Raw genomic sequence first — 14,001 nt, forward strand, 5'->3', positions numbered from 1 at the left:
TGCTCCTTACTGGCTGCTGTGGCGATACAGGGCCGAGCCCCAGCCGTAGTGCGTCTGATATCGACCGTACCGCGCAGTAGACGTCATTGTGCCCACCACCGCCGGATCCGCCGCGAGATCGACGTCCGGTGTGCAAAACCCTAACAACCGTCATTCGGTCACTGCGGCGCGGTAGCCGTCGGCATCAAGAAGCCCGCCCAGTGCGTCCTCTGCCGCCGACGGGTCCACCTGCAGGTCGACCAGCCAGCCCTCACCGTAGGGGTCGGAGTTGACCAGCTGCGGATTACCCTCCAGATCGCCGTTGACGGCAACGACTTTCGCGCTGACCGGGGCGTAGAGATCCGAAACCGACTTGGTCGACTCCACCTCGCCGAAGGACTCGCCCGCGGTCACGTCGGCACCGACGTCGGGCAGCTGCACGAACACCACATCACCCAGCGCGGACTGGGCGTAGTCGGTGATGCCGACGCGCACGGTGTCGTCGCCGGTGCGCAGCACCCACTCGTGTTCCTCGGTGTACTTCAGGTCGGCTGGGATATCGCTCACTGCGCTCCTAATTTTTCACTCACTGCCTTGACCTCATTTAACCGGCTGAGCGTATTGGCGGGGTTTCGGTTGCCGCAAGGCGGTCACATCGACCCGGTCGGCCTGCTGCACCGTCGTGGTGCCGCCCACCCGCTCGATGCTGTCCTTCGCGCCGCCCGGAATGTTCATCGCCGCCGCCAACGTCGGCGGATCACCAATCGCCACAACCGTATACGGCGGGTGCAAGGTGACGTTGTCGATGACCAGCGCGCCGGGTGCGCCCGCCACCCAGGTGTCGACACCCACCCGCACTGAGGTTTGTTGGGAGTCCCCTCGCCCCTGGATCTCCATGGCCTCGGCGCCGGCGTTGCGCAGTTCGTTGATGACGTCCAGCAGCGTCTCGGCGGGCACGCCCGGCGCGGTGTCGGCGATGGTCAACGTCATACCCGGCCCGGTCGCCGGCACCGTGCCGATCATGATCGACAACGCGGCCAGCCGGGCCTGGGCGTTCTCGATGGCCGCCTGGTCGCTGGTGCCCGACGCCTCCAGTTCGACCAGCGTGCGCTGCAGTTCGGCGACCTCGGTGTTCAGTGCCGCCTCACGTTGCTGCAGCGAGTCGAGCAGCACCAGCAGATCGGCCGGTCGCGCGGTCTCCAGGGAGTCCCCGGATTCGGTCTGCCGCACCTGCGTGACGATCGCGACGCCGAGCAGCAGACACAACAACACCGCCAATGTGCCGAACACCACTTGTGATCGCCGCCGCCGTGCGCCGTCGACCGGTTGCGACGGTTCGTCGGGCGGCAACTGGTGTTTGCCCCCGGCGCGAATTGCGGTGTCGTCGGGGCGGTCTGGCTCCGGCGTGTGCTCCGGTGGATGCTGGTTCATGGACTACGCCCCGAACAATCTGCGCCGCAATGCGGCGGCGTTACCGAAGATCCGTATCCCGAGCACCACGATGATCGCCGTGGACAGCTGGGTGCCCACCCCGAGTTGGTCGCCGAGGTAGACGATCAGCGCGGCCACCAGCACGTTGAACACGAAGGACACCACGAACACCTTGGCGTCGAAGATGCGTTCGAGGTAGGCGCGCAACCCGCCGAACACCGCATCCAGCGCGGCCACCACGGCGATCGGCAGGTAGGGCTGGACGAACTCGGGGACGTCGGGCTGAAACACCAACCCGAGCACGATGCCGATGACGAGTGCGGCGATTCCGATCATGCGTGGTTACTGACCAATCTGCTTGGCGAAGTTGATTTCTCGTACCGAACCGGCGGGCACCGTGACGGTGTCGGTGGCGCTGACCTGCACGCCCACCCCGTAGGAGATCTCGAGCAGCCGAAGCCGCTGGAGGCCGGGGCTGCGTTCGAAGATGTCCTTCATCGTGTTGGGCGGTCCGACCGCCAGGATGACGTACGGGCTGACGATCGGCTGATTGTCCACCAGGATGCCGCCCCCGGCCTGCCGGACAGTGACGTTGGGCCCGACCCGCACGCCGCCCACCGACACCGCCTCCGCGCCGCTGGCCCACAGCGAGTTGACCAGCAGCTGCAGATCGCGGTCCAGGATCACCTGCTGGCTTCCGGGCAGCCGTTGTTTGGAAACGTCGGTGAGGTTCTGCGAGACGCCCGGATCGGTGACCGTGATCGTCAGGCCAGGGCCGATCACCCCGGTGGCGGCCGCGGCGAAGTCCGCGTCGTCGAGCTCGTCCAACAGCTGTTGGCCGTGGGCGTCGCCTTCGAGGCGGCTGCGGCGTTCGGCGCCGACCTGCGCGGCCAACGCGTCGCGGCGCGCGGCCAGATCGGAAGTCGCGGACTCCGCCGAGCGCACGCTGCCCGCCAGCGCGTGTTGAGTTTCGCGGACGCCGGTGGCGGTGCTGCGGGCCTGGGCCATCGCGGTGGCGAACACGACGGCGATCAGCAGCGCCCCGCACAGCTGCCAGGCCCAGTTCTGCCAGCGCGGTCGGCGCTTACCCGTCGCCTTGGCCTGCGCGGCGGCGGCGTAACCGGGGTCGAGATGTTCGGTCAGCAACGACCGCAGCAGCGACGGCACCGGGATCAACGTCGGCTTGTCGGCCGCGTGCGCGCTGCGGCCGGCGTTCGGGTCGTATCCGCCCAGCGAGTTGCGGAAGCTCTGGGTCATCGCGACACCTTGGGCATGCGGCGGATCACCAGGCCCACCTGCAACAGATACAGCACACCCGACCACACATACATGGCCAGCCCCCAGATCAGAAACCCCCATCCGCAGGCCAGGATCACGCGGCTCCACAACGCATCCCACTGCCCCAACAGGATCAGCGGCAGCCCCGACATCAACGCGAACGTGGCTGCCTTGCCGATGTAGGTCACCGGCAGGGCCGTGAGCCCGCGGGCGCGCAGCGACGGCAGCGTCGCGGACAGCGCGGCGTCTCGGACGAGCAAGGTCGCCACGATCCACCACGCCAGCGAGCCGTGAAACGCCATCGCCACCGGGACCACCAGCATGTAGATGCGGTCGACCGTCGGATCGAGCAACTCCCCCAGCCGCGACGACTGGTTGTCGACGAGCCGGGCGATCTTGCCGTCGGCCCAGTCGGAGAACCCGCTGAACATCAGCACGCCCACCGCCCAGGCGGTGGCGTCGGCGGCCAGCAACAGCCAGAGAAACACCGGCACCAGCGCCAAGCGCACCGCGCTCAGCACGTTGGGAACGGTCAGCACCCGGTCGCGGGCGGTACCTGTGGCATCCGGCGGCGAAGGCGCCTGGCCATGCGCCTCGGTCATGGGCTAAACCTAGCGGAACACCCCGGGCAGGCTAAGCGCAGAGAGCGAGTCGTCGGCGAGCGGATTGTCGTGGACCATGTAGGTCCACGTCGAGGTGGGCCGCGCCAGTTTGGACAAGTCCACGCCGGGTTCGTCTTCGATGGACTGCGCGGTCTCGAATGTCTGCTGGGCGGCCTCGATCGCGTCGGCGGCCAGCGAGGCGAACGCGTCGACGGCCATCCGGTGAAACTCGTCGATCGGCGTCTGGTTACCCAGGGCGCGCAGGTGGATGCTCTCGCGGATATCGGACAGGTACGCCAGGTGGTCGGCCCAGCCCCGGTCCAGGTGATACAGCATGATCAACCGGCAGATCTTCTCCAGTTTCTCCGCACCGAGGTTCTCGACCAGTTCGGCGTAGCGCTTCGGTGACCGTTCCTCGAGCTCCTCACGAGCAACCGCGGTGCGCAGCAACGTGTTTCGACGTTCGACGATAATGCCGCGCTGCTGCGCGATCAGCTGGTTGTAGCGCCAGTTGTTCGCGTGGATGTCGAGCATCCGACCCTCGGCGATGCGCTGCGCGTTGTCCAGCAGGGTGGCGGCCTTGGGGCTGACGACGCGCCCGGTGTCGTCGGTGTCCATCGGGAGCTTGTTGGGCTCGAGATGGGCGACGACGACGTCGTCTTCCCAGCTGGAGAAGAACACCGACGATCCGGGGTCGCCCTGGCGGCCCGCGCGGCCGCGCAGCTGGTTGTCCAGCCGCTCGGTGTGGTGGCGGCCGGTGCCGACGACGTGCAGCCCGCCGAGTTCGGCGACCTCTTTCTTCTTGTCCGATTGGTCGTCGGCGTCGGATCCGCCGAGCCGGATGTCGGTGCCGCGGCCGGCCATTTGGGTGGACACCGTGACGCTGCCGAGCTTGCCGGCCTCGGCGATCACTGCGGCCTCCTCGGCGTCGTTCTTGGCGTTGAGGACCACGGCGGCGACGCCGGCCTTGACCAGCTGCCGGTGCAGATCCTCGGATTCGGCGACGTCGTGGGTGCCAACCAGCACGGGTTGGCGGGTTTTGTGCACTTCTGAGATGTGCTCGACGATGGCGTCGTTCTTGGCGGCCTGGGTGGCGTACACCCGGTCGGGCTCGTCCTGGCGAATGTTGGGGGTGTTAGGCGCAATTGGGGAGACGGCCAGCTTGTAGAACTGGCGCAGCTGCTCACCGGCCGCGAGCGCGGTGCCGGTCATTCCGCACACCCTCGGGTACCGGTTGATCAGCGCCTGCACGGTGATGGTGTCGAGCACCTCACCGGTCTCGGTGGTTTCGATGCCCTCCTTGGCCTCGACGGCGGCCTGCAGACCGTCGGGCCAGCGTTGCAGCTGGGCGATGCGGCCGCGGGAGGCGTTGATCAGGCGCACGGCGCCGTCGCGGACGATGTAGTGCACGTCGCGCTGCAGCAGCACGTGCGCGTGCAGCGCCACGTTGATCTCGGTGAGCGTGCTGCCGACGTGCTCCTCCGAGTACAGGTCGATGCCGCCGAGCTTGGCCTCCAGCTTTCTGGCGCCGACGTCGGTGAGGTGCACGTTGCGGTTGTCGTCGTCGGTGTCGAAGTCCAGGCCGGCGGTGAGGTCGCCCACCATCTGGATGATTTCGACCTTCGGCGTCTCCCGGTGGGTGGTTCCGGCCAGCACCAGCGGCACCAGCGCCTCGTCGACCAGCACCGAGTCGGCCTCGTCGATCAGCGCCACATCGGGGTTCGGCGACACCAGGTCGGCGACATCGGTGGCCAGCTGGTCGCGCAGCACGTCGAAGCCGACCTCGTTCACCGAGGCGTAGGTGACGTCGCAGCGGTAGGCCGCGCGGCGCTCCTCGGCGGTGGACTTCTCCGTGATCCAGCCGACCGTCAGCCCGAGCGCCTCCAGCAGCGGGCCCATCCACTCGGCGTCGCGGCGGGCGAGGTAGTCGTTGATCGTGATGACGTGCACGCGCCTGCCGCCGAGCGCATAGCCGGCCGCGGCGATCGCACCGGAGAGCGTCTTGCCTTCGCCGGTGGCCATCTCGACCACGTCGCCTGCCAGCATCCGCAGCGCACCGAGCAGCTGGACGTCGAAGGGGCGAAGCGCGGTCGTGCGCTCGGCGGCTTCGCGGGTGATCGCCAGAAACTGCGGGATGTCGGTCGAGTCGGCCAGGTCCTCGAGGTTCAGCAACTTGGCGGCCTTGCGCAGTTGTTCGGCGTCGAGGTCGGCTGCTCGCTCATCGAATTCGGTCGATTTGCGCACCTGCGCCAACGACTGCGCCTGGTCCCGGTCGGTGCTCGCGCCGAGCAGTTTCCAGAACCGGTTGCTGACACGACCTGTCGTGCGGGTCTTGGTCTTAGCCACACAGATACGGTACGCGTCCCTGCTCACCGGCCGGTGAGCCTGCGGCCTCAGGCCAGGTTCGAGCGGCGCGGGTAGGCCACTGCCGGATCGGTCAGCGCATTGACCACCGCGGGAACCCCCACCGAGAACGCGCGCTGCAGGGCCGGGCGCAGCTCGGCCGGCGTCGACACCAACTCACCGTGCCCGCCCAGCGCCGCGACTACCTCGTCATAGCGGGTGCCCGGCCGCAGATCGGCCACCACCGAGTACCCGTACAGCATCTCCATCGGATGCTTCTCCAGCGCCCAGATGCCGTTGTTGCCGATGACCGACACCACCTGGACACCGTGGCGGATCAGCGTGTCCCACTCCATACCGGAGAACCCGAACGCGCCGTCGCCCTGCAGCAGCACCACCTGCCTGTCGGGCCGGGCCAGCTTGGCGGCCAGCGCGTACCCGGGGCCGGAGCCCAGACAGCCGAACGGCCCGCTGTCCAGCCAGGCGCCCGGCACGTAGCTGTCGATCACCCGACCCGCATACGAGCCAAAATCGCCTGCGTCGATGACGACGATGGCGTCGCGATCCAGCAGCGCCTTCAATTCGGCGTAGATCCGCATCGGGTGAAGTGGTGCGCGGTCGTCGGCGAGGTCGGCGGTCTCGGCCTGCCGCGCGGCGCTCTCCACCGTGCGCAACTGTTCGATCCAGTCCGCATGTCCGGCCGGGGTGGCCGCCGCCAACGCGGCCAGGATCTGGCCCAGATCGCCGTACAGGCCGGCCGCCACCTCGCGCGGATGCGGGCGCTGCGGTGCGACGCGGTCGGCGACCACAAGTTTGGTCTCGGCGCCGAACACGCCGCCGAAGCCCAGTCGAAAGTCCAGCGGTACGCCGATCACCAACGCAACATCGGCCTCCCCCAACGCTTTTGAGCGGGCCCTGGAGAACGCGAGCTCGTGGTCGGCGGGCACGCTCCCGCGGGCCATACCGTTCATCAGGACCGGGACCCGCAGCGTCTCGGCGAGGTCGCGCAGTGCGGTCTCGGCGTGCCCCCACCAGACGTTGGTGCCTGCCATGATGACGGGCCGTTGCGCCTGCGACAGCAGACGCACGGCGGTGTCGACGGCATCGCCGTCGGGCGCGGCGCCCGCAGGCGCACCGGTCAGCGCGCCGGGTGCGCCGTGGTCGCGGGCCTCGCTGAACACGTGATCCATCGGGAAGTCGACGAACGCCACGCCCGAGGGGGCGCCGACGGCGGCGCGCAGCGCCTTATCGATCAGCGGCGCGACGGCGTCGGGGCAATCCGCGGTCGCGGCGAACCGGGCCAGCGGCGCCACGAACGGGACGTGGTCGATCTCCTGCAGCGAACCCTGGCCCCACCGCAACGCCGGAGCCCGTCCGCCCAGCACCACCAGCGGCGACTGATTCTGCTGGGCGGCGGCCATCGCGCTCATGCCGTTGGTGACGCCCGGCCCGGCGGTCAGCGCCGCGACACCGGGCACGCGGGTGACCTTGGACCAGCCTTCCGCGGCGAACGCCGCGGTCTGCTCGTGGCGAGTGTCGATCAGCCGGATGTTCTCGGCGCGGCAGCCGTCGTAGATCGAGAACAGATGGCCACCGGAGAGCGTGAAGATCGTGTCGATACCGCTGGCCCGCAGCCGCCGGGCGATCAGGTGGCCCGCGTTCACCGTGGCGGGCTCCGCAGCGTCGGTGCTCATACCGGGAGCATAATCACCGGGTGCCGAGGCCCAGGAAAACCCAAGTGCTCATCGCCGGAGCGGGGCCTGTCGGTCTCACCGCCGCGATCGAGTTGACCCGCCGCGGTGTGGACTGTCGCATCGTCGATCCACTGTCCGAACCACCGCAATACGCGAAAGCCGTTGGGGTGCAACCACATACACTCGAAGTATTCGAGAGTATGGGTGTGCTTGACCGCATCCTGGACGCGGCGATCCCGATGCACGGCCAGATCGTCTACGTCAACGGCGAGAAAGCCGCGCAGCTCGACCTGACATTGCCCCTCGACGTGCCGTTCGGTTTCATCGCGATTCCGCAGTACGCCACCGAGCGGGTGCTGGCCGCCGAACTCACCGCCTGCGGTGGGCGGATTGAGCGCGGGGTCCGGCTGACCGGGTTCGACCAAGACGCCGACGGCGTGTCCGCGACGCTGGCTGGTGACAGCGGCGAAGAGACGTTGCGTGCGGGCTTTCTCGTCGGCGCCGACGGCGCCCACAGCACGGTGCGCAAGGGCCTGGGCCTGACGTTTGAGGGTGCGGCATTCGACGAGCAGTACATGCTCGGCGACGTCGAGGTGGACTGGTCGATGCCGCGCGGCTACGGCGTGCGGTCGATGCGCCAGACCGACGGAAACACCGACGACCTGCTGGTGTGCATCCCACTGCCGGGCCGCAACCGCTACCGGATGTCCATGCTGGTGCCCGCTGAGCTCAGCGCCGCTGCTCCCGACGGCGTGGCGCACGGCTTCGAAGGTGGCCGCAAGCCCGAACTGCACCACATCCAGGCCGTGCTCGATCGGCTGTCTCCCGAGCCAACGACTGCGCGAAACCTGCGCTGGTCCTCGGTGTTTCGCATCAGTCACCGCATCGTGGACTCCTATGGCCGCGATCGAGTGTTCGTCGCGGGCGACGCGGCCCACATCCACCCGCCCACCGGTGCGCAGGGCATGAACACCGGCATCCAGGACGCGCACAACCTGGCGTGGAAGTTGGCGCTCGCCGCCGCCGGGCAGGCCTCGCCGGAGTTGCTCGGCAGCTACGACGCGGAGCGACGGCCCGTCGGCGAGGAGGTGGTGGGGCGAACCGTGCGAAGCGCACGCGACGGTATCGGCGCCGATTCCACCGATGTCGGGTTCGTCATCCGCCGCGAGGCGCAACTGCTCATCGACTACGCCGACAGCCCGATCGTGTCGCCCGGAGCCGCCGGGCCCGCGACATCTGGGCCCCGCGCGGGCACCCGGGCACCGGATGTCGCCGGGTTGACCCGCGCCGCGGTTACCGCCCCTGTGCGGCTGTACACCCTGTTCGGACGTGGCCACACCGTGCTGCTCTACGCCGGCGAGCAGCACGGGGCCGGCGACCTCGAGCGTTTCGAGCGCGTCGTCGACCAGGCGGTCCGGGCCGCCCATGGTCAGGCCAGGGGGTATCTGATCGCCGCGCCCGGAGCCGCCGTCGCCGCCACCACGTTGCCGCTGATCCGCGACACCGGCGGAGACTTCGCCCGCGCCTACGCAACCGGCGCAGAAGCGGCGTTCGTCGTGCGGCCCGATGGCTACCTCGGTCTTGCCGCGCCGCGCGTCGACGCCGACGGTGTGGTCAACCACTTGCAGGCGACATTCGCCGCGCTGCGGTAGCTTCGCCGGCGAACGCCGCAGCGAGCAGTTGAGCTCTCTGCAGCGCTGACGGCGTTTCGGAAAGGTACTTTGCCCGAATGGAAAGTTTTGTCCCGACGCTGGACTGGGGACACGAGCTGTGGACTTCGCTGGTCTGGGTCGCGCGCGCCTGGGTGATGGCGGCGATCGCCACGCTGATCGTCGTGGTGCTCATCGCGAAATTCACCACGTGGGGGCGCCAGTTCTGGCGCATCACCGGCGGCTACTTCAAGGGCCCCGAAAGCGTCAAGGTCTGGCTCTGGCTGGCCGCCCTGCTGCTGTCGGTGATCGTGGGTGTTCGGCTCTCGGTGCTGTTCACCTATCAGGGCAACGACATGATGACCAGCTTCCAGGTGGTGGCGTCCGGCCTGGGCACCGGCGACGCCGCCGTCCGGGACTCCGGCGAGGCCGGCTTCTGGATGTCGATGCTGGTCTTCGCGCTCCTGGCGGTGCTGCACGTCGCGCGGATCATGCTCGACCTGTTCATGACCCAGCGGTTCATGCTGGCCTGGCGGGTGTGGCTCACCGACCGCCTCACCACCGACTGGCTCGACGACAAGGCCTACTACCGCACCCGGTTCATCGACGACACGATCGACAACCCGGATCAGCGCATCCAGCAGGACATCGACATCTTCACCGCCGGCGTGGGCGGACTGCCGAACACCCCCAACAACACCTCGACGGCCACCCTGCTGTTCGGTGCGGTCAACGCCGTCGCCTCGATGATCTCGTTCACCGCCATTCTGTGGAACCTGTCCGGCACGCTCACGCTGCCGGTGGTCGGGATCGCCGTGCCCAAGGCCATGTTCTGGATCCTGCTGGCCTACGTGCTGTTGGCGTCGGTCTTCGCGTTCTGGATCGGCAGGCCCATCATCTGGTTGTCGTTTCGCAACGAGAAGTACAACGCCGCGTTCCGGTACGCGCTGGTGCGGTTGCGCGACGCAGCTGAGGCTGTCGCGTTCTACCGCGGCGAACTCGCCGAACGCGCGGGCCTGCGGCGGCTCTTCGCGCCCGTGGTGTCGAACTACAAGCGCTACATCAACCGCATGATGGGCTTCTACGGGTGGAACCTCTCGATGGACCAGATCATCGTGGTGCCGCCCTACCTGCTGCAGTTTCCGCGGTTTCTGTCCGGCGAGATCACCCTCGGCGCGATGACACAGACCGCCGCGGCGTTCGGCAATATCGAGCAGGGCCTGTCGTTCTTCCGCAACGCCTACGACCAGTTCGCCGGATACCGGGCGGCGATCATCCGGCTGCACGGCCTGGTGCTGGCCAACGACGAGGGCCGGGCGCTGCCGGAGCTGATCACCAACCCGTGCGTCGACGGCACCGTGGAACTCGCCGACGTGGAGGTCCGCACGCCCGACGGCAAGCAACTGGTCAAACCGCTCGACATGCGGCTGGAAGTCGGCGACACGTTGGTAATCACCGGGCCGTCCGGCAGCGGCAAGACCACCCTGCTGCGCAGCCTGGCCCAGTTGTGGCCGTTCACCTCAGGGGCGCTGACGCGCCCGTGCGGACCCAACGAGACGATGTTCCTCTCGCAGTTGCCCTACGTGCCGCTCGGTGACCTGCGCACGGTGGTGAGCTACCCGAGCGAAGTGGGCAGCATCGACGACGAGATGTTGCGGCACACGCTGACCAAGGTCGCGCTGTCGCATCTCGGGGACCGCCTCGACGAGGTCGACGACTGGGCCAAGGTGCTCTCCCCCGGCGAACAGCAGCGGATCGCGTTCGCCCGCATCCTGTTGACCAAACCCAAGGCAGTCTTCCTCGATGAGTCCACGTCCGCGCTCGACGAGGGCCTGGAGTTCCTGCTCTATGACCTCGTGCGCACCGAACTGCCCGACACCATCCTGGTTTCCGTCAGCCACCGCAGCAGCGTGGAACAGCACCACACCCACGAGCTCAAGCTGCTCGGCGACGGTGAGTGGCGGCTCGGCCGCATCCAGGACGAGCCGGTACCCGTCTAGCCGCGGGCGGCGTGCCCACCCGCGCGCCGGGCTGCGTGTCCACCCGCCCGCCGCCCGAAGAACGACCCCTCGCCCAACTGCGTGCCGCTGGCGTAGCCCTTGCCGTCTTGGGCGATGTTGGACGCGCACGCGCCTGCCGCGTACAACCCCGGCACGACGCTGCCGTCCTCGCGCAGCACCTCGCCGTCGATCGACACCGCCAGACCGCCCATCGTGAAGCCCGAGTACATCGCCACGCCCAGCGACAGGTCGAACGCGGCCCACGGCCCCGTGTCTTGGGCCGCAAGGTATTCGGGCTGTTTGTGGAAGTCGGGGTCCTCACCGCGGGCGGCGTCGGCGTTGTAGCGCTCGAGGGTGGCCGCCAGGTTGCCTTCCGGAATGCCAAGCGCGGCTTCCATTTCGGCGATCGTCTCCCAGCCGTCGATAAACTTGATCAGCGGCATCTCGGGCATCTGCATGTGCGCTTCGTCGACGACCAGGTAGGCCTTCTGCTCGGGCTGCTCCAGCACGAATGCCGATGTCCGTGAGTGGTAGGAGTCCTCGGCGACGAACCGCTTACCGTCCTTGTTGACGATGACGCCGGTCAGCAGGATCTCCGGCGGATAGGCCGCTGCGGTGATGAACAGCTGGTCCAGGTTCTTGGCGACGCCGCCCGCCGAGACGCCCATCCGGATGCCCAGGCCATCGTCGTGCGGGTTGCCCAGGATGTAGGGCTCCACCACACCGTGGTGTTTGGTTTTTCGCTGCTGGCCCAACGCCGGGGTGTGGCGCGCGACCATCTCGGGGTTCATCGCGAACCCGCCCGCGGCGATGATCACCGACTTGGCCCTGACCGCGCCGGTGTCGCGGAAGTGCTTCCAGGCCACCCCGACCACCGACCCGTCGTCGACGACGAGGTTGGTCACCCCGGTCTCGTAGCGGATGTGCACGCCCAGGTCGGTGGCGCGCTTGAGCAGCAGGTCGATGACCATGGCGGCGCCGCCCAGCTCACCCGGTACGGGCACGGAGTGGCCACGCGGCGCCGGTTTGGCTTGTTCGCAGAACGGCCACACCTTCTCGTTGCCGGTGTAGGACAGGCCTTCGGTGCCCGGCGGGACGACGACCTTGCCAGGGTAGTAGCTGCGCTCGAACTGAAACCCCAAGTCCTCCAACCAGTTGAAGTGTTCGACGGAGCCTTCGCAGTACGCGCGGATCTTGTCGTGCTCGGGCTCGCGCGACATCGCGACGAGGTACTTGTACATCTCCTCGGCGCTGTCGCCGTGCCCGGTGGCCTGCTGCACGGCGGTGCCGCCGCCGAGATAGAAGTGCCCGCCGGCCATCGAGGTCGTCCCGCCCGCTGCGGCCGCACGTTCCAGCACCAGCACCGACGCGCCCGCGGCCGCCGCGCTGACCGCCGCGCAGCCGCCGGCGATACCGAAACCGATGACGACGACGTCGACCTCGTCGGACCACGCCGCCACCTCGGCCGCGTCGACGGTGTCGGGAATGTCCAGTTCGCTCACTGTTGCTCCTGTTTGATGTAGTCGAAGTAGGCGCGAATCTCGTCGGGCACGTAGGCGATCTCGAGGTAGGGCACGCCGGGGGCTTCGATGTAGGCGAAGTCCATACCGCCCGGCATCACGCCGCGCTGCACCGCCTCGGCGCCCCGTTCGGTCAGTGCCGCGTCCACGTCGTCGACCTCCACGCAGATGTGATGCAAGCCCGGCCCGACGCGGTCGAGGAACTCCGTATAGATGCTGTCCCCGCGAACCGGCGCGATGATCTCCAGCTGGGTGTCCCCGGCGTAGCTCAGCGAGATGGCGGCGACGAAATCCGCGGGACGGCCGCGGTAGGTGCAGGCATCGGGGGCGAAGTGCACGCTGGGCATGCGGATCCACTTCTTGGCGCCGAGCAGCGTGGTCAGCGCCGCTTCGGTGGCGTCGAGATCCCGGGTCACCCACGCGACTTGGACAGGTGTCTGGGCAAGCATCGCGTCGAGGATATCGCCGCCCCGCACCGTTGGCTAGAACGTGTTCTAGTTCAGCCTTCGCCGAGGTAGGCCGCGAGACAGCGATCGGCCATCTCCCGCGCGGCGACGGGGTCTTCGCCCTGAGCTACGTTCGCGTCGTACCACCGCTCGCTGGACAGCGTCAGAAAGCGCCGGCCGTCGTCGGTGCCCAGCCACTGCTGTCCAGCGGCCGGGTCGACGGATTCGCCCGTGCGCAGATGGATCGCCAGCCCCAGCACCATGGAATCCCACCCCATGCCGACGGCGCCCGGCCCGTACATACGGGAGATGTCGTCGTCCACGTGGGCGATGTGCTCGATCACCAACCGCGCCCGGTGCGGTCCCTCGCTGCTGACCGTGACGTCGATCCAGCTGGTGCCGCCGCCGTACTCCCAGGTGGCGGTGAAGTTGCGCGGCGGGTCACACGTCAGGATGGTGCCTCCGGCCTGCCCCTCCAGCTGGTAGGACCCGCCGAGCCGCAGGTCACCCGAGATCGGCATCAGCCACCGCGGTATGCGTTCGATGTCGGTGACCGCATTCCAGAGGTCGTCGGCCTCGGTGTCGTAGGTCTGGCTGATGGTGGCGACGTGGGCCTGCCCGGATTCGATGGTCCGGGCGCCGAAAGTCCGCTGCACCGCGTTGATCTGGTACTCGACGTTGACGTCGATCATGTCGTCTTCTTTCGCCGTTGCCGTTTGCCGCGCGCGATCTCGGTGGCCAACGCATCCAGTCGCGGTGTCCAGAACCGGCGGAACCCCTCCAGCCACTCGTGGACTTCGCGCAGCCCCGCACCGTCGACGGCATAGAGTCGCCGTTGACCGTCCGGCCGCACCGACGTAAACCCGTTATCGCGCAGCACTTTCAGATGTTGCGACACCGCTGGCTGGGTGATCGCGAACTCACTTTGGATCGCCGATCCGATGGCCCCCGCCGACATTTCACCGTCGGCGAGCAGTTCGAGGATGCGGCGGCGCACCGGATCGCCCAAGACGTCGAACGCGTGCACCCACCCAAACTAAAGCTACGACTTATATAAAT

Annotated in this window: 13 protein-coding genes; 2 read left to right on the forward strand and 11 right to left on the reverse strand. The window is 68.1% G+C overall.

The features are described from left to right. Positions 1-150 precede the first annotated feature (150 nt). Genes gcvH through ABQF13_RS17310 form a run of 7 tightly spaced genes read right to left on the reverse strand, consistent with a single transcriptional unit; the run spans position 151 to position 7,327 of the window. Complete coding sequence (gene gcvH, locus ABQF13_RS17280) at positions 151-546, reverse strand: glycine cleavage system protein GcvH (protein WP_448393993.1); 396 nt, start codon at positions 544-546, stop codon at positions 151-153. Positions 547-579: 33 nt separating this feature from the next. Beyond that, positions 580-1,410: a DUF881 domain-containing protein gene (locus ABQF13_RS17285; protein WP_448393994.1), complete on the reverse strand. Its 831-nt coding sequence runs from the start codon at positions 1,408-1,410 to the stop codon at positions 580-582. A 3-nt stretch (positions 1,411-1,413) separates the two neighbouring features. Then, positions 1,414-1,746, reverse strand: coding sequence for a small basic family protein (locus ABQF13_RS17290; protein WP_069404734.1), 333 nt, complete (start codon positions 1,744-1,746; stop codon positions 1,414-1,416). A 6-nt stretch (positions 1,747-1,752) separates the two neighbouring features. Beyond that, positions 1,753-2,667, reverse strand: a complete 915-nt coding sequence (locus ABQF13_RS17295) for a DUF881 domain-containing protein (RefSeq protein ID WP_448393995.1) — start codon at positions 2,665-2,667, stop codon at positions 1,753-1,755. Then, positions 2,664-3,290, reverse strand: a complete 627-nt coding sequence (locus ABQF13_RS17300) for a CDP-alcohol phosphatidyltransferase family protein (RefSeq protein WP_448393996.1) — start codon at positions 3,288-3,290, stop codon at positions 2,664-2,666. Before ABQF13_RS17300 ends, ABQF13_RS17295 begins: the two co-directional genes overlap by 4 nt. A 9-nt stretch (positions 3,291-3,299) precedes the next feature. Continuing rightward, on the reverse strand, positions 3,300-5,636 hold the full coding sequence (gene secA2, locus ABQF13_RS17305) for an accessory Sec system translocase SecA2 (RefSeq protein WP_448393997.1): 2,337 nt from the start codon (positions 5,634-5,636) through the stop codon (positions 3,300-3,302). A 47-nt stretch (positions 5,637-5,683) separates the two neighbouring features. Continuing rightward, positions 5,684-7,327 (reverse strand): acetolactate synthase, encoded by a 1,644-nt coding sequence (locus ABQF13_RS17310; protein ID WP_448393998.1) that lies wholly within the window; start codon positions 7,325-7,327, stop codon positions 5,684-5,686. A 20-nt stretch (positions 7,328-7,347) separates the two neighbouring features. On the opposite strand from ABQF13_RS17310, the gene ABQF13_RS17315 reads away from it, so the two are divergent. After that, positions 7,348-8,979, forward strand: a complete 1,632-nt coding sequence (locus ABQF13_RS17315; RefSeq protein WP_448393999.1) for an FAD-dependent monooxygenase — start codon at positions 7,348-7,350, stop codon at positions 8,977-8,979. Positions 8,980-9,056: 77 nt separating this feature from the next. After that, positions 9,057-10,976 carry an ABC transporter ATP-binding protein/permease gene (locus ABQF13_RS17320; protein WP_448394000.1) on the forward strand — a complete coding sequence of 640 codons (1,920 nt, stop codon included), beginning with the start codon at positions 9,057-9,059 and terminating at the stop codon, positions 10,974-10,976. Here ABQF13_RS17320 and ABQF13_RS17325 read toward each other — a convergent pair. From ABQF13_RS17325 to ABQF13_RS17340, 4 genes are read right to left on the reverse strand one after another with little or no spacing between them, the layout of a single operon-like run. Then, on the reverse strand, positions 10,973-12,478 hold the full coding sequence (locus ABQF13_RS17325) for an FAD-binding protein (protein WP_448394001.1): 1,506 nt from the start codon (positions 12,476-12,478) through the stop codon (positions 10,973-10,975). The two genes, ABQF13_RS17320 and ABQF13_RS17325, sit on opposite strands and share 4 nt — an antisense overlap. Next, a complete protein-coding gene (locus ABQF13_RS17330) occupies positions 12,475-12,945 on the reverse strand; it encodes a VOC family protein (protein ID WP_448394002.1) in 471 nt (156 codons plus the stop codon). Before ABQF13_RS17330 ends, ABQF13_RS17325 begins: the two co-directional genes overlap by 4 nt. Positions 12,946-12,995: 50 nt before the next feature. Continuing rightward, a complete protein-coding gene (locus ABQF13_RS17335; RefSeq protein ID WP_448394003.1) occupies positions 12,996-13,634 on the reverse strand; it encodes an SRPBCC family protein in 639 nt (212 codons plus the stop codon). Beyond that, positions 13,631-13,969, reverse strand: coding sequence for an ArsR/SmtB family transcription factor (locus ABQF13_RS17340; protein WP_448394004.1), 339 nt, complete (start codon positions 13,967-13,969; stop codon positions 13,631-13,633). Before ABQF13_RS17340 ends, ABQF13_RS17335 begins: the two co-directional genes overlap by 4 nt. Between the last annotated feature and the right edge of the window lie 32 nt (positions 13,970-14,001).

The sequence above is a fragment of the Mycolicibacterium sp. XJ879 genome (assembly GCF_053483935.1).

Coding starts and splice junctions, on each gene's coding strand:
- ABQF13_RS17285 (WP_448393994.1), bottom strand. CDS start 1,410: ATGAACCAGCATCCACCGGAGCACACGCCGGAGCCAGACCGCCCCGAC.
- ABQF13_RS17290 (WP_069404734.1), bottom strand. CDS start 1,746: ATGATCGGAATCGCCGCACTCGTCATCGGCATCGTGCTCGGGTTGGTG.
- ABQF13_RS17295 (WP_448393995.1), bottom strand. CDS start 2,667: ATGACCCAGAGCTTCCGCAACTCGCTGGGCGGATACGACCCGAACGCC.
- ABQF13_RS17300 (WP_448393996.1), bottom strand. CDS start 3,290: ATGACCGAGGCGCATGGCCAGGCGCCTTCGCCGCCGGATGCCACAGGT.
- ABQF13_RS17310 (WP_448393998.1), bottom strand. CDS start 7,327: ATGAGCACCGACGCTGCGGAGCCCGCCACGGTGAACGCGGGCCACCTG.
- ABQF13_RS17320 (WP_448394000.1), top strand. CDS start 9,057: ATGGAAAGTTTTGTCCCGACGCTGGACTGGGGACACGAGCTGTGGACT.
- ABQF13_RS17330 (WP_448394002.1), bottom strand. CDS start 12,945: ATGCTTGCCCAGACACCTGTCCAAGTCGCGTGGGTGACCCGGGATCTC.
- ABQF13_RS17335 (WP_448394003.1), bottom strand. CDS start 13,634: ATGATCGACGTCAACGTCGAGTACCAGATCAACGCGGTGCAGCGGACT.